This window comes from Dactylosporangium sp. NPDC005572 (assembly GCF_040605515.1).
GTDB lineage: Bacteria > Actinomycetota > Actinomycetes > Mycobacteriales > Micromonosporaceae > Dactylosporangium.
Genome location: NZ_JBEXCY010000020.1, coordinates 33,010 through 50,442, shown reverse-complemented (window position 1 = coordinate 50,442; position 17,433 = coordinate 33,010). Strand labels below are relative to the sequence as shown.

The window sequence follows — 17,433 nt, the reverse complement described above, 5'->3', positions numbered from 1 at the left end:
CGCGGCGGCCGGTCGACAGTCTCCCTGTCGGCCGGCCGCCGGCGAATGTGAAGTCGAACGTCAGAGGATCGAGAGGTGCACGTGGTTGGTGTGGTCGCTGGAGGGATCGCCGCCGGCGCCGCTGTAGTGGTGCCAGCCGATCGCGGGCGTCCAAATTTGTCGATACCAGATGACGTACATGACGCCGAGCCGGTCGGCGTTCTTCACGAAGTACGTCGCCAGGTTGGCGCCGTAGACCTTGTCCTCGCCGGTCGCGTCTCCACCGAAGCCTGACTTCGCCTGCACCGAGAAGTCGCAGGCGCGGCCCTTCGGGTGCTCGTAGGGCCCGCTCGGGCGGTAGCAGGAGACGAACCGCTTGAAGCCGGCCGCCTGGGCCTGCTGCATGGCGTGCAGCAGGCGCGGCGTGATGCAGCCGGTGGTCGTCGGGTCGTTCTGGTTGCACGACTCCTTGGGCAGCGAGCCGTTGGCGTTGCGCTTGACCGGATCGGCCAGCGGAAGGTTGGCGGAGACGAAGCCGTTGCTCGGGCCACCGGCCTGGGCGAGCGCCTTCTCCGACTCCTTCTTCTTGGCGGCCATGGTCGCGACCTGCTGCTGCTGAGTCAGCACCTCGGCGTCGAGGGCCGCCTTCTGCTCGGTCTGGTTCTTCCTGAGCTGGTTGAACTCGCGCAGCAGGTTGTCGTTGTGGTGGGCCAGCTCGTCGATCGAGCCGGCGCGCTGGGCGAAGCTGTCGGGGTCGCCGGAGTCCATGAGGACGGCGAAGGTGCTGAGGGGGCCGGTGCGGTACGCCGCGACGGCGATCGCGGTCACCTGGTCGTTGAGCGCGGCCAGCCGGGCCTCCGTGGCCTGCAGCTGCGCGGTCAGCTCCGCCTGGTGCTTCACCGAGGCGTCGTAGCGCTCCTTGGCCTCGACCCAGGCCTGGGTCGACTCGTCGAGCACCTGGGCGAGCGTCGGATTGGAACCCTCGTCGCCGGGGGTGTCGCCCGGCTCGGCGGCGGCGGGCGTGGCGGCGAGCCCCCCGAGCACCAGCGCGGCCAGCATGGCGCCGATCACACGCCGATAGGGATGTCGGGATGACATCTGGTGTCGTTGTTCCTTCCGTCGGCCGCCGACCGAGTTAGCTGACGGGTTCGGGACGGAACGACCCCTACCACCGACCCGGTGGGCGGGACGGTAGATTCACCCCAACGTTACGGTGGGTCCCCGGCTCGCCGCGGACGGCGATTAGGCGGCAGCCCCGCCCGGCACCGGGGGCGGCGCCTGACTGGACGAGACCGACGGTCAGCCTACCTACAGCATTCCTTCTGCGCAGCGCACGGTTTGTGCGGAGTGTGATGCACAACATGAAACGGCTGCTCCACTCGATCAACAGTGACCCAGATCACTCGTTCGGGTGATGCGAACGGCCGACCAGGTACGCCCGAACGGTTACCGACAGTGGTGGCATCGACCCATTAACGTCCGTCACATGCGTCTCGGCATCGACTTCGGTACCTCGCACACCGTCGCCGTGTTCACCCGCCCCGACGGCCGCACCGAGGCGCTGCTGTTCGACTCCTCCCCATTGCTGCCGTCCGCGGTCTACGTCGACGGCGAGGGCGCGCTGCTCGTCGGCCGCGACGCCGAGCGCAGCGCCCGGCTCGACCCCGCCGCCTACGAGCCGCACCCGAAGCGCCGCATCGACGAGTCCTCGCTCTTCCTCGGCGGCCGCGACCTGCCGATCGCGCAGATCGTCGGTGCAGTCCTGCACCGCGCGGCCGAGGAGGGCCGCCGGGCGCTGGGCACCGCCCCGAGCGGCGCGGTGCTCACCCATCCCGCCGGCTGGGGCCCGACCCGCCGGGCCCTGCTCGCGGACGCGGCCGGACGGGCCGGCCTGCCCGGCGTCGAGCTGGTGCCCGAGCCGGTGGCCGCGGCGATGTACTTCACCGCCGTCCTCGGCCACCACGTCCCCGACGGCCACGCCGTCGTGGTGTACGACTTCGGCGGCGGCACCTTCGACATCAGCGTCGTGCGCCGGGCCGCCGCCGGCTGGGACGTGGTCGCCGCCCAGGGCCTCGACGACGTGGGCGGCGTCGACCTCGACGCGGCGATCGTCGACTGGGCCGGCCAGCGGGTCGCCGGGCAGGACCCCGCGCTCTGGCAGCGCCTCGCCGCCCCGGCCACCACCCCGGACCGCCGCCACCGCCGGGCGCTCTGGGACGACGCCCGGTCGGTCAAGGAGCTGCTGAGCCGCGCCTCGACGGCGGGGCTCGCGGTGCCGCTGTACGACGTCGACCTGCACCTGACCCGCCCCGAGTTCGAGGCGCTCGCCCGCCCGTGGCTGGAGCGGACGGTGGCGCTGACCACCGCGACCCTGTTCACCAGCGGCGTGACCGCCGACCGCCTGGCGGGCGTGTTCCTGGTGGGCGGGGCCAGCCGCGTACCGCTCGTGGCCACCCTCCTGCACCGCGCCCTCGGCGTGGCCCCCGTGGTCCTGGAGCAGCCCGAGCTGGTGGTGGCCCAGGGCAGCCTGCTGGCTTCCGGTGCGCCGATTTCCGCTCCGGTACCGCCACTGCCCGCACCGATCGCCCCGATCCCCACGTCGCCGCCGGTCGCCCCGACCTCGCCCGGGCCCGGACCGACCGCTCCGCTGTCGCCCGCGTCCGGACCGACCGTTCCTACCTCGCCCGGGTCCGGACCGACCGTTCCCGTCTCGCCGGCGCCGGTCGTCCGGGCGGCGGCGTCGGTCCCGCCCGCTCCCGTCTCGCCGCCGGTAGCCGCCCCGCCGGCACCGCCGATGTCCGCGGCCCCAGCGCCCGCTCAGGCCGGCGGCCCGTACGCGCCGATCTCCAGCCCACCGGTCTCCGGCCCGCCGACAGCCGCCCCGGCCGGGCCGTTCGCACCGGTGTCCGGTCTGCCTTCGCCGTTCCCCGCGGCGCCGGTCTCCGCCACGCCCGCCGCCGCGATGCCGATCTCCCCGGCGCCATTCGCCTCGGCCGCGCCCCCAACTGCACCGCTGCCCGCGCCCCCCGCCGCTCCGCTGACCGCGCCCCCGGTCGCACCCCCGACCGCGCCGCTGACCGCGCCGCCGGCCGGGCCCTCGGCTTCGGCGCCGGCCGACGAGCAGGCCGGTCACCGGCGCGCGGGCCGGGTGCTGTTCGGGGCGCTGCTGGCCGTGCTGGCCGCCGGGTCGGTCAGCCTCCTCGTCCAGGACTTCGGCAGCTCGTCCCCGCTGCTCACCGGCATCATGACCCCCTTGACGGCCAGGCCGGTCGCCGTGCTGCTGGCGATGGCCCTGATCGTGGTGACGGCCGGGGCGCGGGTCGTGCCCGCGTACCGTGCGATCGGGCCGGCCCTGATCGCCGCCGGCGGTGCCGTCGTCACCACGTTCCTGGCCGCGCTCTTCTTCAACGCCGGCGAGTCCTTCCGGCTCGCCGACGGTGTCGCCTACCGGCTCGCGGCGGAAGGGAACTACTTCAGCGAGACCGACTTCGCCTTCCTGATCATCGGCGCGCTGGTCCTGGGCGGCGCCGGGGTGTGGCGGCTCGTCGGCCGCCGGCGCCCGCCCGCGCCGAGCCGCCTGCTGGCCCCGGCCGGCGCCCGTGCCGCCCGGCTGCCCTGGATCGCGCTCTGGGCCGGCCTGGGCTTCCTGCTCGCGGAGGCCTCGGTCAGCAGCGTCGTGGTCTACGCGCGGCGGTACCTCGACGAGTACCGCATCGACATCCGCCCGATGCGGGGCGTGCTGTACACGGACGGCGCCCTGACCTGGTACCTGGCGTACGCCATGGGCCTGACCGCCGTGATCGGCGCGGTCCTGGTCGCCGCGGCCGCCGTCCACAACGTGCTGGCGAAGCGGCCGGAGTGGACCCCGCGCGTCCGGCTCGCCGGCGGGATCGCGATCGCCGTGCTCGCCGTCTACGTGTTCCTGGGCGGGCTGTGGGAGTACCGGTACATCGACTCGGGGAGCAGCGACATGCTCCGCGCCCTCGACCTGTACTACTGGCGCAAGGTCGTGACGTTCGACCTCTCGTCGGTGGCGACCTGGTTCTACACGATCGCGGCCGTGGGCGTGCTGGTCGCCGTAGGGGTTCCCTCCTACCTGCGGGCCAGAAGATCCGGGGCGCGGCCCTGATCCGCTCGCCGCGCTCTGCGCGCCAGCATGAGCTGTGGCGGTACGACATCTGCAGTTTCTGGCTCTTTCCGGCTTTGCCCTCGCGGCGGTCCTCGTGGTCGACGGGCATGTCGATCCCAACGACGGCCTCGATCCGTGGGCGCTGACGGTCAGCGACTTCGCCGTCTCCGACCGCGGCGGGGTGACCGACGTGGCCATGATCGTGATGGCGGCCGCCTCGCTGGTGCTGCTGATGGCGCTGCGCCGCTCCGGCGTGCGGGCCGGCGGCTGGGTGACCGCGCTGTTCGGGGTGTGGGCGGCCGGGCTGGCCGTGGCCGCGCTGGTGCCGACCGACGAGCCGGGGCTGGCGCTGAGCGTGGCCGGTTCGGTGCACCGCTACGCCTCGGTCGCGGCGTTCGTGGCGCTGCCGATCGCCGGCTGGGTCCTCGCCGGGCGCCTGCGTGACGCCCGCCGCATCCGGGGCGCGGTGGTGCTGAGCGCCGCCTTCGCCCTCGCGATGGTGTGGTCGGCATTCCTCGGCGACCGGATGCTCATCGGCCTCGCCGAGCGCCTCCTGCTCGCCGCCGAGACGGCACTGCTGGTACTAGTCGGGTCAAGAGCCGATAGGCCCCGACCAAATTGGTCAGGTCTGGCACTAAAGAATCTCGGTGTCCCGCAGCAGGCGCCAGAGGCCGGCGCCGTCGGGGGCGCGGAGCCAGCGCTGGGCGTCGGAGGGGACGCGCTTGGAGCTGTCGGCCGGGCTCGGGAAGGCACCGGCCAGCACGGCCTGCGTCGGTGACAGGTGGCGGATCGCCACGGCGGCCACGCTGTCGGGGTGCTCGGCGACGAACTCGGCGTAGATCTCCGGGTCGTGCTGGCCGTCGTCGCCGACGAGCAGCCAGCGGATGTTCGGGAACTCCTCGGCCAGCCGATCCAGCGACGCGCGTTTGTGGGCCTGGCCGCTGCGGAAGAAGCGGTCCGGCTGCGGGCCCCAGTCGGTGAGCAGCAGCGGGCCGGCCGGGTAGAGGTGCCGCCCGAGGAAGCGGGTGAGCGTGGCGGCGACGTTCCAGGCGCCGGTCGACAGGTAGAACACGGGCGCGCCGGGGTTGGCGTTGACCAGCCGCTCGTAGAGCACCGCCATGCCGGGCACGGACGCGCGGGCGTGCTCGTCGAGCACGAACGTGTTCCAGGCCGCGAGCAGCGGCCGGGGCAGCGCCGTCACCATGACCGTGTCGTCGATGTCGGAGATGATGCCGAAGGTCGCGGCCGGGTCGACGATGCGCACCGGGGCCTCGACCGGGGCGCTGTCGCCGCTGCGCAGGGTCACGGTGGTCCAGCCGGGGGCCAGGTCGGCCTCGATCACGGTGTCGATGAAGCCGCCCCGGTCGCACATGACCTCGGTCGTGCTGCCACCGGCCTCGATCTGCACCAGCGCGTCCTTGACCGAGACCGTGGCGAACGACCGCCACCCGCGCAGCTTCTTCAGCCGCTTGCCCGGCTTCGGGTCGACCCGGGCGAGCAGCACCCGGCCGAGCACCCGCACCCAGCCGGGCTTGTCGGGCGTGGCGCTCGCGCCGTAGCCGGTGTACGCCGTGACGGCAACCGTCCAGCCCCGCCGCCGCAGCCGCCGCTCGAGGACGTTGTGGATGGCGTCCTCGATGCGGGCGGCCCGGTGCAGCGGCGCACTCGAAGCACCCTCGGGGATCAACGACACCGGCCCACCCTGTCACAGCGTCGGGCCCTGCGCCCAGAAGTACACCTGACGTTCGCCTGGGGGCGGTGCGGCTCTCCTAGGTTGCCGGAATGCGACGGATGCTGACCGTGACGGCGCTGGCCGCCGGCACCCTGCTCACCATCATCCCGGGCACCGCGCACGCGGCGGGGCTCAAGGAGGTGCGGGCGACAGTGGAGACGCCCGCGCTCTACGACGACGAGGCGGGCGGCGACGCCAACGCCGACGACCCGGCCATCTGGGTCAACCCGGCGGACCGTGGCGCGAGCCTGGTCATCGCCACCGCGAAGAACGGCGGCCTGCGGGTCTACGACCTGAAGGGCCGCGAGCGGCAGGCGATCGCCACGCCGCCGGACGGCCGCTTCAACAACGTCGACCTCATCGGCGACCTGGTCGTGGTGACCGACCGCGGCCTCGACAAGCTGCGCTTCTACCGGGTCGACGCCAAGCGCGGCCGGCTCGTCGACGTCACCGCCGCCGACGTGCCCCTCGCGTTCAGCGCCGACCAGGCCGAGGTCGAGGACCAGCGCACCGCCTACGGGCTCGGGCTGTTCCGCGACACCGACGGCACGCTCTACGCGGTGGTCAGCCGCCGCAGCACGCCCGAGGTCGGCCTGTTCAAGATCATTACCAACCGCTCCTCCGTGTCGTACCGCAAGGTCGACGCGCTGACGCTCCCGTCGACGTTCACGCTGCCGAACCGCACGACGTGGTCGCCCTGCAACGACCCGGGCGACGGCCCGCAGGTCGAGGGCACCGTGGTCGACCCGACGACCCGGATCGCGTACCTGGCCCAGGAGAAGGTCGGCCTCTGGAAGATCCCGGTCTGGGGCGGGAAGTTCCGCGGCTCGGCGCAGTCGGTCGAGCGGGTGAAGGAGTTCGGCATCCCGGCGACGTACGACGCCGAGGAGGAGGACTGCGTCGTCGACTACGCCGCCGACCCCGGCTTCGGCGGGCGGATCGCGGCCGACGTCGAGGGCCTCACGATCTACCAGACCGGCCCGCTGAGCGGCACGCTGCTCGTCTCCAGCCAGGGCGACAGCACGTTCTACACCTACGACCGGCTCACCAACCGGCCGCTGGGCCGCCTCGCGGTCGTCGCCGGCCGGAAGATCGACGGTGCCGAGCACTGCGACGGTGCCGCGGTCGTCTCGACGCCGCTGCCCGGCTACCCGAACGGGCTGCTCGTGGTCCACGACGGCGAGGAGACCCCGACCGACCCGTCGCGGGAGACCACCAACTTCAAGTTCCTCGATGCCGGCGCGGTGTTCAACCGTAGGTGACCAGAAGCTGACGGTGGCATGAAACCGTGAGCCCGAACTGGCGGAACGCTCTTAGCGTGAATGTCATCAGGAACACATCAGGGTGTTCCGCCAGAGGGCGCACGGAGGTGCGAAATGGCAACGACGTTCGAGGCCGTTCGGGCCGAGGCGCTGTTCGCTTCGACACTGCAGTCGTCGGAGAGCCCGGCCAGCGCGGAAGTCCGCACGGCGATCGCCGGCATGCTGCGGCGGATCGGCATTCAGGGTTGTGCCGCGCGGGTCGCGAGCGAGTTCGGCGACCACCCGGACACGGCGGTCGCGCGGATGGCGTGGGCGCTGGCCCAGGTCCGCGCCGCCTACCCGGCCAAGGGGAGCAAGGTCGTGCGGGCGATCCACGCGCTGCGCGCCGCTTGATGCTCAGTCCTTCACGCCCTTCGGCCTCGACCAGCCACTGACATCTTTACGTCGGGTATCCCGGGCGGCACACTCCCGGGATGGAGATCGTGCTGGCCGACGCGGCGCCTGAACCCGAGTTCCTCGCGGGCACCGCCGTCGTCGTCGCCCTCGTGTGCATCGCGGTGCTCGCCGCCGTCGTCGTGCTGGTCGTCTGGCTGGTACGCCGGTCCCGGCGCTCCTAGAGCAGCAGCAGTCCCATGAGGACCGAGCACGCGTTCGCGCCCAGGCTGACGACGAGCAGCAGGGTGCGGTCCCGCCGGACGGCGACGGCCAGCACCGCGGCCTCCACCAGGACCACCACCGCCTCGGCGGCCCAGAAGCGGGTCACCGAGGGGCGCGGCGCGAGGTACCACCACAGCACCGGGTGCGTCAGCAGGTTGACGAACAGGCCGAGGGTGGCCGCCCGGCGCCACTCGGCGAGCCGCGTGCCGGCCAGCGCCGCCGTGTACAGCGGCACCTCGACCAGCAGGGTCAGCGCGAGCGCGGTGAGCACCGCATGAAGGCTAGCCTCCTGTTCGTCGCGGCGGCCTGCGCCGCGCTCGCCGTGGCGCTGCGGGCGCCGCTCGCGACCGCGGTCCTCGGGCTGATCGCGTTCGGCGTGCTGCACAACGTGCTGGAGCTGCGGTACGTCACCGGTCGGTTCGCTCCGGTCCTGAACGGCCGGTTCCTCGCGGTGCTGCTCGGGTTGATCAGCGCGATCGTGCTGTGCCGGATCGCGGCGATGTTCGTCGGGCAGCCGGCTCGCTACGCGGAGATCCTGATCGGGTACGGCGTGCTGGCCGCGGGCTGCGCGCACGCGCTGCGGGGCCGGCGGCTGGGCGCCGCCGGGGCGGTGCTGGTGGCCGCCACCGCGGTCTCGCTGGCCTGGCCGGGGTACCACTTCGTCGTCCTTGCCCACCTGCACAACGTGGTGCCGCTGTTCTTCCTCTGGGAGTGGGCCGCCGCGCTGCGTCCGGTCGCGCGGTCCTGGTTTCGCTGGACCCAGGTGGCCTGGGTGCTGGTGATTCCGTTGTTGCTGCTGGCCGGGTTCGCGGATCCGCTGTTCGGCGACGTGCGGTCTTCGACGGTCGCGGCGTTCGCCGGCGCCCCCTCCCGGATCATGGCGGTCAGCTCGCCGCCGGGCGTCTCCGTCGAGGTCGGCGCGCGGTTTTTGGCGGTTTTTGCCTTTTTACAGACTATGCACTATTTCGTGTGGGTCTGGTTCCTGCCTCGTCACGCCCCGGATGCCGCCAGGGCCTTCGAGGCGCGGGCGCCGTGGCTGCGCGGGTGGCGGGCCTGGGCACTGGGCGGCCTGCTGGGTGGCGCGCTCTCCGTGCTGTTCGTGATCGACTACGCCTCGGGCCGGGCGCTGTACAGCGCGTTCGCCTCGTACCACGCATATCTGGAGTTTCCGGTGCTGCTGGCGATGCTCGTCGCAGTCGGTTCACAGCCGGTTTTCAGGAAAACCGCACCCAGAGGTCAGCAACCGGCGGCAGTCTCGACATGACAAGGGAACTCTGACGCTATCTGGAGCGAATCATGACGCGGCTGCTTGTGGTCGACGACGAGCCCGACATCGTCGAGCTGCTCTCCGCGAGCCTGAAGTACCACGGCTACGACGTCGCGAGCGCGACGAGCGGCCGGCAGGCGATGGAGGAGGCGCGCCGCTTCCGCCCGGACATGATCCTGCTCGACGTCATGATGCCCGAGCTCGACGGCTTCGAGGTGCTGCGCAAGCTGCGCGGTGAGGGCACCCGCGTCCCCGTGCTGTTCCTGACCGCGCGCGACGCGACCGAGGACAAGATCAAGGGCCTCACGCTGGGCGGCGACGACTACGTCACCAAGCCGTTCAGCCTGTCCGAGATCCTGGCCCGCATCCAGGCCGTCCTGCGCCGGGTCGCCGACCCCGCCGGCGGCGCGCAGGCGCAGTCGTCGCGGCTGTCCTTCGCCGACATCGAGCTGGACGAGGACACCCATGAGGTGTTCAAGGCCGGACAGGAGGTGCAGCTGTCACCGACGGAGTTCAAGCTGCTGCGGTACTTCATGACCAACCCGAGCCGGGTGCTCTCCAAGGCCCAGATCCTCGACCACGTCTGGCAGTACGACTTCGGCGGTGACGCCGGCGTCGTCGAGTCGTACGTCTCCTACCTGCGCAAGAAGATCGACACCACCGAGCCGCGCCTCCTGCAGACGCTGCGCGGTGTGGGCTACTCGCTGCGCATGCCCCGGACATGAAAGCTCTGCCCCTGCGCATCAAGCTCGTCGGGCTGATGCTCGTCCTGCTCGCGCTCGCGCTGGTGATGACCAGCGCGGTCGGCGTCTACAACACCCAGCACTACCTCAGCGACCGCCTCGACGAGCAGCTCAAGAACAGCGCCGACCGGGCGGCCGACGCCTGCCGCTCCAGTCCTCCCGGAACGTACATGCGCGGCCCCAAGCTGCCGCAGGGCTACTACGTCGGCTGCGTCGACCTCGATACCGGTGCCATCCGGCAAGCCGACTTCCAGCAGGGGTACAGCGCCACGTCCAACCCGAAGGTGCCGGCCAATGCCGTCAACCTCATCGGCGAGACGACGATCGGCACTGACAAGCCCTTCTACACGACGGTGCCGTCCTCCAACGACGACGGCCCCAACTGGCGGCTCCTGGTCACCGTCGTCCCGCCGCCGGGCGGCCCGAACCACGACCCGACCGTCGTGGTCGTCGGGTTCAGCCTGGACGAGGTGGATAAAACGGTCAACCAGCAGATCTGGGTCAGCGCCACCGTCGGCGCCGGCGTCCTGCTCCTGCTGGCCGTGGTCGCGTACCTGCTGGTCCGCTCCAGCCTGCGCCCGCTGGTCGAGGTCGAGGAGACCGCGGAGGCGATCGCGGCCGGCGACCTGACCCGCCGCGTGCCGTACGCCGACCCGCGCACCGAGGTCGGCGGCCTGTCGACCGCCCTGAACACGATGCTGGGCCAGATCGAGACGGCCTTCGACGAGCGCCGCGCCTCGGAAGAAGCCGCCCTCGCCTCGGAGCAGCGCATGCGCCGCTTCGTCGCCGACGCGTCGCACGAGCTGCGCACTCCCCTGACGTCGATCCGCGGCTTCGCCGAGCTCCACCGCCAGTCGGGCCACGGGGACGAGACGATCGGCCGGATCGAGCACCACGCCACCCGCATGGGCCTGCTCGTCGACGACCTGCTCCTGCTGGCCCGCATGGACCAGCAACGCCCGCTGGAAAAGCGGCCGGTCGACCTCCTGACCCTGGCCACCGACGCCTTGATCGACGCCCGGGTGACGGCCGCCGACCACCGCCTACGCTTGCGCACGGCAAGCAGCGACGACGACGACGCGGACGTGGAGCCGGCCCTGGTCATCGGCGACGAGGCCCGCCTCCGCCAGGTGCTCCAGAACCTCCTGTCGAACGCCCTGCACCACACCCCACCCGGCACTGAAGTGACGGTCTTCGTGGGCACGGAGCCCGGCAAGGCAGTCCTGGAGGTCTCGGACAACGGCCCCGGCATGACGCCGGAGGACGCGGCCCGCGTGTTCGAACGCTTCTACCGCACCGACCCATCCCGCACCCGCGCGCTGGGCGGCTCAGGCCTGGGCCTGTCAATCGTCGCCGCGCTGGTCCACGCCCACGGCGGCGAGGTAACACTCCGCACGGCCCCGGGCGAGGGCGCGACCTTCCGCGTAACCCTCCCGCTGGCAAAGCCCTGACCCGGGCGGCCGTGCCCCGGCGGCCGTCGCGGCCCTGCCCCCGGCCGCAACGTTCCCGCGCTCCTCTCGGCGACCGTCGGCGGGGAGGCTCACAAGCCGGACCAGCCGCTCGAACAAGGCAAACCGCGCCGGCATCGCCGTAGGCTCACCTGTTCACTTCACCCCGCGCGCCGTTTAGCACCCGGCGCGCCCACCCTTCACTTCACCACCTCGCATGTTGAAGTAGTGGCCGACGTGCCGTGCGCTCAGGCCGACAGTGGGGTATGGAGAGAGTGTGTTCGATGGCTTCCGGCCAGGCCGGGTCGACCTGTGGGACGTCACGCTGCGCTTCCAGCACAGCGGCCACGGCCCTGCGGTGCTCCTCCTCCACGGACCCGACCGGCCACACACCACCTGGCACCGGGTAGCACCCCTGCTGGCCAAGCAGTTCACGGTCGTCTGCCCCGACCTCCCGGACCCGTCCCGCGACAACCACGAGACCGCCCTCGACTGCGTAGCGCTGATGAAGTCCCTGGGCCACGACGAGTTCTCGGTCGCCGGCTACGGCCCCGCCGCCCACCTCGCTCTCCACCTCGCCCTCACCCACCCAACGCTGGTCGAACGCCTGGCCCTCCTCGACGCCGAACCCCCCGCCACCACCGCACCGCCCACCTCAGCGCCGCCCACCTCAGCGCCGCCCACCCCCACCGGTACGCCTCCCGCTGCGTCCGCTCCCGCCGCGCCTTCCGCTGCGTCCGCTCGCGCTGCGTCTGCTCCCGCCGCCGCGCCTTCCGCTGCCGCCGCGTCTGCTCCCGTCACCGCCCCTTCCACCACTGCGGCTCCCGCCGCCGCGCCTTCCGTCGCTGCCGCTCCCGCCGCCGCGTCCGCACGCCCCGCCGCGCCTTTCGCAGCTCCCGCTTCCGGCGCTGCCGCCTCCAACCCGGTCCCGGTGGCAACCTCCGCCGGGTCGGTGAGGAGGCGGTTCTTTCGGCCGGTGCTCGTCGTCTGGGCCGAAGGGGGCGGGCGGAGTAACTCGGCGGCGGGCTGGCGGCCGTGGTGTGAGGACGTTCGGTCGGTTGGCATCCACGGTGGCGCCGACGGTGGTCGCCATCTGGCGGAGGACGCGCCGGAGGAGCTGGTGGCGGCGCTCGGGCGGTTTCTTGATCATGGGACCAGCCCCGTCTCGTAGGCCACGATCACGAGCTGAGCCCGGTCGCGGGCACCGAGCTTGCCCAGGAGCCTGCCCACGTGGGTCTTCACGGTGGCCAGGCTGAGGTGCAGGTGGTCGGCGATCTCGCCGTTGGACAGGCCTCGGCCGACCAGCATCAGCACCTCCCGCTCCCGGTCGGTTACGCCGTCGAGGTGGCGGGTCACCGGGCGGGCCGGCTGAGCCCGATTCGCGAACTCCGAGATCAAGCGGCCGGTCACCGACGGCGCCAGCAGGCCCTCGCCGCCGGCAACGACGCGGATGCCGTTGAGCAGCTCGACCGGCGGAGTGTCCTTCAGCAGGAAACCGCTGGCCCCGGCGCGCAGCGCACCGAAGACATACTCGTCGAGATCGAACGTCGTCAGGATCAGCACGTGCGTGCCGGCCATCGTCGGGTCGGCGCAGATGCGCCGGGTGGCCTCGATGCCGTCCATGTCGGGCATGCGCACGTCCATCAGGACCACGTCGGGGCGGTGCTCGACGGCCAGGGCGACCGCCTCGTCGCCGGTGCCGGCCTCGCCGACCGTGACGCAGTCGCCGCTCAGGTCCACCAGCACCCGGAAACTGCCCCGCAGCAGAGCCTGGTCGTCGGCAATGAGCACCCGGATCATCGGCCACCGCCATACGGAAGGCTCGCAACCACCGCGAATCCGCCGTCGGGCCGTGGACCGGCCCGGAACTCGCCGCCATGCAGTGCGGTCCGCTCCCGCATGCCGATCAGGCCGTGGCCGGCAAGGCTGACCGTGGGCGGGCGGGTGCCCTCGTCGGTCACCTCGACCCGGACCTCGGCGGGCCCCACATGGACGTCGACGCGGCACGGGGTGGGCGCCGCGTGCTTGACCACGTTGGTCACCGCCTCCTGCACAATCCGATACACGGCCAAGGCTATGTCCGCCGGCACCTCGGTCGACGCCTTGCCCGCTCCGCCGTCGCGGCGCACGTCGAGGCGGACGTCGACGCCGCCGACAGCGGCCCGCTCGACCAGGTCCGCCAGGTCGTCGAGCCCGTGCGGCTGCCCGCCGGATGCGCCCGGGCCGTCCTCGCGCAGCACGTCGAGCACCCGCCGGACCTCCGCCATCGCGGTCCGCCCGGTCTGCTCGATCGCCTGCAGCGCTCGCCGGGCCTCCTCCGGGCTCACGTCGGCGACGTGGTTGCCGACGGACGCCTGCACCACGATGAGCGTCATCGTGTGGGCGATGACGTCGTGCAGCTCGCGGGCCACCCGGAGCCGTTCGTCGGTGGCGGCCTGCCGGACCGCCTGCTGGGCCGCCCGCTGATTCTGCTGCCGGGCCACCCGCACCACATAACCGATCGCATAGGCCGGCCCGATGACGAGGACGGCATAGCCGACCGACGTGGTCACCGACCACAGCCACTGTCCACCGCCCAGCTCCGTGGCCGGCCACAACACGTCACCGCCGGCCAGCGACGCGAGCACCAGGGCGACACAGGCCGCGGCGACCGGCCACGACTGGCGGCGCGGCACGTCGGCCCCGAGCGTGTAGAGCACCAGGATCACGGCATAGGAGGGTGCGACCGCGGCGAACGACGGGATGATCCCCGACACCAGCGCCACCGCGGCGGCGAGACTGACGGCTCCGGCGACGGCCCGCGGCGACCACCGGCGAACCGCCACGGGCAGACCGACGGCTGCGGCGACGAGCACCGACAACCAGACGGACTCCTGGGGGTTGCCGGCCTCCGGCTCGGCCCTTGCCGCATACAGACAGAGCAGCATCGCGATCGCCGCGAGGAGTGCGTCGATCACATAGCGCTCGGCCCGTCGGGGCTTGCGAAGCAGCAGGGCGTGAACCACGCGTCGACGGTAGCTGCCGGGCCGGGCCGGCGCGTCGGCTCCAGATCCGTCATCCCCAGGTATGACTTCGAGGGTTCTGAAGCCCCGAAGTCCGACCCTGGGTTGATCGAAAAGTGTCCATTGCAGTCCGACGCGGAGCGGCACCCGATCGCGGGACAGTGGCCGCCATGACGACACAGACGGTGGTCCTGCAGGACGTCCGGGCCGTGTTCGGCACCGGCACCCGGCAGGTGACCGCGCTCGACGGAGTCTCGGTGACGTTCGAGCGCGGCCGGTTCGCCGCGGTGATGGGGCCGTCCGGCTCCGGCAAGTCGACACTGCTGCATTGCGCCGCCGGGCTCGACCGCCCGGCCTCCGGCACGGTGAGCATCGACGGCACCCGGCTCAACGGCCTCAGTGAGGATGCGTTGACCAGGCTGCGGCGCGATCGGATCGGCTTCGTGTTCCAGGCGTTCAACCTGGTGTCCGCGCTCACCGCCGAGCAGAACGTCGCGCTCCCGCTGCGGCTCGCCGGGCGGCGGCCACCCGCGGCCGAGGTGACGTCAGCACTCGACGCCGTCGGCCTGGCCGGCCGGGCCGGGCACCGCCCGAGCGAGCTGTCGGGCGGCGAGCAGCAGCGGGTGGCGGTCGCCCGGGCGCTGATCAGCCGGCCGGCCGTGATCTTCGCCGACGAGCCGACCGGGGCGCTCGACAGCGTCACCTCGAAGCAGGTGCTGCAGCTGCTGCGGGCCCTCGTCGACGAGCACGACCTGACAGTCGTGATGGTCACCCACGACTCCGAAGCGGCGGACTACGCCGACCGGATCGTGACCCTCGCCGACGGACGGGTCGTCTCATGCTGAGGCGGGTCACCGGCGCGTTCGTCGCGGTCGTGATCGGTGTGGCCCTCGTGGCGGCTTCGACGCTGCTGCTGGCGTCCGGCCGGGCCAGGGTGCCGGACCGGTTCGCGGCGACGCCGATCGTGGTGGCCGGGCCGGAGGCCGGCACGCCGGGCATACCCTTCCCGCCGGCGCGGCCCTGGTCGTCGGCCGACGCCGCGGCCCTCGCCGCCCGGCTGGCCGCCCTGCCCGGGGTCGCGGAGGCGGTGCCCGACCGCACCTTCTACGCCCAGGTGTCCGGCCATGAAGAGACCACGCCCGAGGGGCACGCCTGGTCGAGCGCGCGGCTCGGCGACCTGAAGCTCACCGCGGGAGCGCCCCCGGCCCGGCCCGGCGAGGTCGTCGTCGGCGAACAAATCGGTGCCGCACCGGGCACGGCGATCACACTGCTGACGGCGAGCGGACCGCAGCGGTACATCGTGACGGGTGTCGTCGACGCACCGCTGATCTTCGTCGCGGATGACGTCGCCGCCGAACTGGCGCCAGGTGTTCGCGCGATCGAGCTCCGGCTCGAGTCCGGCGCCGACGCGGACCGGGTCGCCGCCGGTGTGCGCGACGTCGTCGGCACGGGCGGCCGGGTGCTCACCGGCGACGGGCGGGGTGCACTGGAGCCGCGGGCCGACGCCCGGCTGCGCTGGATCGGCATGCAGGTGCTCACCGGCACCGCAGCGCTCGGCGGGTTCGTGACGGTGTTCGTGGTGGCGTCGACGTTCGCGTTCACGGTCGGGCAGCGACGCCGCGAGCTCGGCCTGCTCCGGGCGATCGGCGCGACGCCCGGGCAGGTCCGGCGCATGGTGCTGGGCGAGGCGCTCGCCGTCGGGGCGATCGGCTCGGTCGCCGGGCTGCTGGCGGGGGCCGTGCTCGCGCCCGCCGTGGGGCGGATCCTCGTCGGCGCCCGGTTGGAGCCGGCGACGTTCGAGGTCCGGTTCGAGGTCTGGCCGGTGCTGGTCTCCCTCGCGGTCGGGCCGGTGGTGGCCGTGCTCGGCGCATGGTCGGCGGCCCGGCGGGCCGCGCGGGTGCGGCCGTTGGAGGCGCTGCGCGAGGCTGCCGTGGAGCAGCGGCCGATGGGGTGGGCCCGGTGGGTCCTCGGCGGCGTACTGCTCGCGGTGGGGATCGCGCTGGCCATCGGTACCGCTGCGACCGATGAGGCGCAGAACGGCGCAACCTTCGCCCTGTACGGCGCCATGGCACTGGTCACCGGGGTGACGGTGCTCGCGCCGGCCGCGGTGCCGCCGATCGTGCGGCTGTGCCGCCTGCCGGTGCGCACCAAGGGCGGCGCGGTCGGGCTGCTGGTGCGGGAGAGCGCGCTGACGGCCGCCCGGCGGACGGCTTCGACGGCGGCGCCGGTGCTGCTCACCGTGGCGTTCGCGGTGCTGGTCGCAGGCATGGTCCGCACGTCGACGGAGGCGTACGCGACAGGTCGGGCGGCCGATGCCGACGCTGGCTGGACGGTGGTGCCGCAGGACGGTGTGCCGGGCCTCAGCGAGGCGGTTGTCGCCGCGGTGCCCGGTCTGGCGTTGCTGCCGACGACGGCGTACGTCGATGTGGGGAACAAGGTCGAGGCGCGGTCGGTGGCCGGCGTCGACCGGCCCGACCTGACCGGCGACGGCGTGGTCGTACTGGCGGGGTCGGGGCGACGGGTCGGTGAGACGTTCCCGGTCGTCTTCGCGGACGGCACGCAGGTGACGCTCCGGGTCACAGCCGTGGAGCCGGACGGATCGCTGCCGGTCGAGTTCCTGGTGGCGCGGGATACCGTGCGGCGGCACGATCCGTCGGCGCTGACGCCCGCGATCCAGCTCGCCGAGCGGGTCGAGGTGCCGGCGGGCACGGGGGCGCGGGTCGTCGACGTGGCGACCTGGGCGGCCGAGGCGGATGCCGAGGAGGACCGGCTGGTCTGGGTGTTCACGCTGCTGCTGATCGGGGTGTCGGCTGGTTATGGGGCGATCGCGGTGGCGAACACGCTGCTCATGGCGGCGGCCGGGCGGGCGCCCGACCTGCGGGTGCTGCGGCTGACGGGGGCGACCCGGCGGCAGGTGACCGGGTTCGTCTTGGCCGAGTCGTCGCTGGTCGTCCTGATCGGCGCGGTGCTCGGCGGGGCGGTTGCGTTCGGTGCTCTGCTGAGCATCCGGTCCGGGCTGAGCGAGCAGGTCGGCGCCCCGGTCGCCCTGGTCGTGCCGTGGACGGTGGTCGCCGGCGTGGTCGGGCTGTGCCTGCTGCTCGCGATGCTGGCCGGGGTGGCGACCAGCCGACGCGCCTGGGTGGACACCAACCGCCTGATCAGCTGACCGCCAAGGCCCGGACGAAGCCGTAGCCCAGCCCGTGGAGGCCACGGG

At 72.8% G+C, this 17,433-nt stretch carries 15 protein-coding genes, 1 pseudogene and 1 riboswitch; of the genes and pseudogenes, 11 read left to right on the top strand and 5 right to left on the bottom strand.

The features are described 5' to 3' along the window. Nucleotides 1–60: 60 nt before the first annotated feature. Nucleotides 61–1,038 carry a hypothetical protein gene (locus ABZS66_RS13270; RefSeq protein ID WP_354757360.1) on the bottom strand — a complete coding sequence of 326 codons (978 nt, stop codon included), beginning with the start codon at nt 1,036–1,038 and terminating at the stop codon, nt 61–63. A 49-nt stretch (nt 1,039–1,087) separates the two neighbouring features. Continuing rightward, nucleotides 1,088–1,238: riboswitch (cyclic di-AMP (ydaO/yuaA leader) on the bottom strand. 227 nt (nt 1,239–1,465) lie between these two features. Between ABZS66_RS13270 and ABZS66_RS13265 the strand changes: the two genes are divergently transcribed. Beyond that, nucleotides 1,466–4,108, top strand: a complete 2,643-nt coding sequence (locus ABZS66_RS13265; RefSeq protein WP_354757359.1) for an Hsp70 family protein — start codon at nt 1,466–1,468, stop codon at nt 4,106–4,108. A 34-nt stretch (nt 4,109–4,142) separates the two neighbouring features. Further along, a pseudogene (locus tag ABZS66_RS13260) lies at nt 4,143–4,691 on the top strand (DUF998 domain-containing protein); the annotation flags it as partial. 51 nt (nt 4,692–4,742) lie between these two features. Here the strand turns inward: ABZS66_RS13260 and ABZS66_RS13255 are convergent. Further along, nucleotides 4,743–5,801: a phosphatase domain-containing protein gene (locus tag ABZS66_RS13255; RefSeq protein WP_354757358.1), complete on the bottom strand. Its 1,059-nt coding sequence runs from the start codon at nt 5,799–5,801 to the stop codon at nt 4,743–4,745. 89 nt (nt 5,802–5,890) lie between these two features. On the opposite strand from ABZS66_RS13255, the gene ABZS66_RS13250 reads away from it, so the two are divergent. The 3 genes from ABZS66_RS13250 to ABZS66_RS13240 all read left to right on the top strand — a co-directional run bounded on the left by ABZS66_RS13250 (nt 5,891) and on the right by ABZS66_RS13240 (nt 7,719). Then, nucleotides 5,891–7,102 carry a phytase gene (locus ABZS66_RS13250; RefSeq protein ID WP_354757357.1) on the top strand — a complete coding sequence of 404 codons (1,212 nt, stop codon included), beginning with the start codon at nt 5,891–5,893 and terminating at the stop codon, nt 7,100–7,102. 114 nt (nt 7,103–7,216) lie between these two features. Next, the gene (locus ABZS66_RS13245; protein WP_354757356.1) at nt 7,217–7,495 is read left to right on the top strand and encodes a hypothetical protein; all 279 of its coding nucleotides are present in this window, start codon (nt 7,217–7,219) and stop codon (nt 7,493–7,495) included. A gap of 80 nt (nt 7,496–7,575) precedes the next feature. Beyond that, entirely contained in the window at nt 7,576–7,719 is a 144-nt protein-coding gene (locus ABZS66_RS13240) for a hypothetical protein (protein ID WP_354757355.1), read from the top strand. Here ABZS66_RS13240 and ABZS66_RS13235 read toward each other — a convergent pair. Further along, entirely contained in the window at nt 7,716–8,030 is a 315-nt protein-coding gene (locus ABZS66_RS13235; protein WP_354757354.1) for a hypothetical protein, read from the bottom strand. The genes ABZS66_RS13240 and ABZS66_RS13235 overlap by 4 nt on opposite strands. Before the next feature lie 3 nt (nt 8,031–8,033). On the opposite strand from ABZS66_RS13235, the gene ABZS66_RS13230 reads away from it, so the two are divergent. The 4 genes from ABZS66_RS13230 to ABZS66_RS13215 all read left to right on the top strand — a co-directional run bounded on the left by ABZS66_RS13230 (nt 8,034) and on the right by ABZS66_RS13215 (nt 12,388). After that, nucleotides 8,034–9,023, top strand: coding sequence for a hypothetical protein (locus tag ABZS66_RS13230; RefSeq protein ID WP_354757353.1), 990 nt, complete (start codon nt 8,034–8,036; stop codon nt 9,021–9,023). Nucleotides 9,024–9,055: 32 nt separating this feature from the next. Continuing rightward, the gene (locus tag ABZS66_RS13225; protein WP_354757352.1) at nt 9,056–9,751 is read left to right on the top strand and encodes a response regulator transcription factor; all 696 of its coding nucleotides are present in this window, start codon (nt 9,056–9,058) and stop codon (nt 9,749–9,751) included. After that, nucleotides 9,748–11,220: a HAMP domain-containing sensor histidine kinase gene (locus tag ABZS66_RS13220; RefSeq protein ID WP_354757351.1), complete on the top strand. Its 1,473-nt coding sequence runs from the start codon at nt 9,748–9,750 to the stop codon at nt 11,218–11,220. Before ABZS66_RS13225 ends, ABZS66_RS13220 begins: the two co-directional genes overlap by 4 nt. A 256-nt stretch (nt 11,221–11,476) precedes the next feature. Continuing rightward, nucleotides 11,477–12,388 (top strand): alpha/beta fold hydrolase, encoded by a 912-nt coding sequence (locus tag ABZS66_RS13215; RefSeq protein ID WP_354757350.1) that lies wholly within the window; start codon nt 11,477–11,479, stop codon nt 12,386–12,388. Here the strand turns inward: ABZS66_RS13215 and ABZS66_RS13210 are convergent. After that, nucleotides 12,364–13,017: a response regulator transcription factor gene (locus ABZS66_RS13210; RefSeq protein ID WP_354757349.1), complete on the bottom strand. Its 654-nt coding sequence runs from the start codon at nt 13,015–13,017 to the stop codon at nt 12,364–12,366. The genes ABZS66_RS13215 and ABZS66_RS13210 overlap by 25 nt on opposite strands. Continuing rightward, entirely contained in the window at nt 13,014–14,222 is a 1,209-nt protein-coding gene (locus ABZS66_RS13205; protein WP_354757348.1) for a sensor histidine kinase, read from the bottom strand. Before ABZS66_RS13205 ends, ABZS66_RS13210 begins: the two co-directional genes overlap by 4 nt. Before the next feature lie 167 nt (nt 14,223–14,389). Between ABZS66_RS13205 and ABZS66_RS13200 the strand changes: the two genes are divergently transcribed. Both ABZS66_RS13200 and ABZS66_RS13195 read left to right on the top strand, forming a co-directional pair. Beyond that, on the top strand, nt 14,390–15,064 hold the full coding sequence (locus ABZS66_RS13200) for an ABC transporter ATP-binding protein (protein ID WP_354757347.1): 675 nt from the start codon (nt 14,390–14,392) through the stop codon (nt 15,062–15,064). Next, the gene (locus ABZS66_RS13195; protein WP_354757346.1) at nt 15,058–17,385 is read left to right on the top strand and encodes an ABC transporter permease; all 2,328 of its coding nucleotides are present in this window, start codon (nt 15,058–15,060) and stop codon (nt 17,383–17,385) included. The genes ABZS66_RS13200 and ABZS66_RS13195 overlap by 7 nt, the downstream gene beginning before the upstream one ends. The last annotated feature ends 48 nt before the right edge of the window (nt 17,386–17,433 follow it).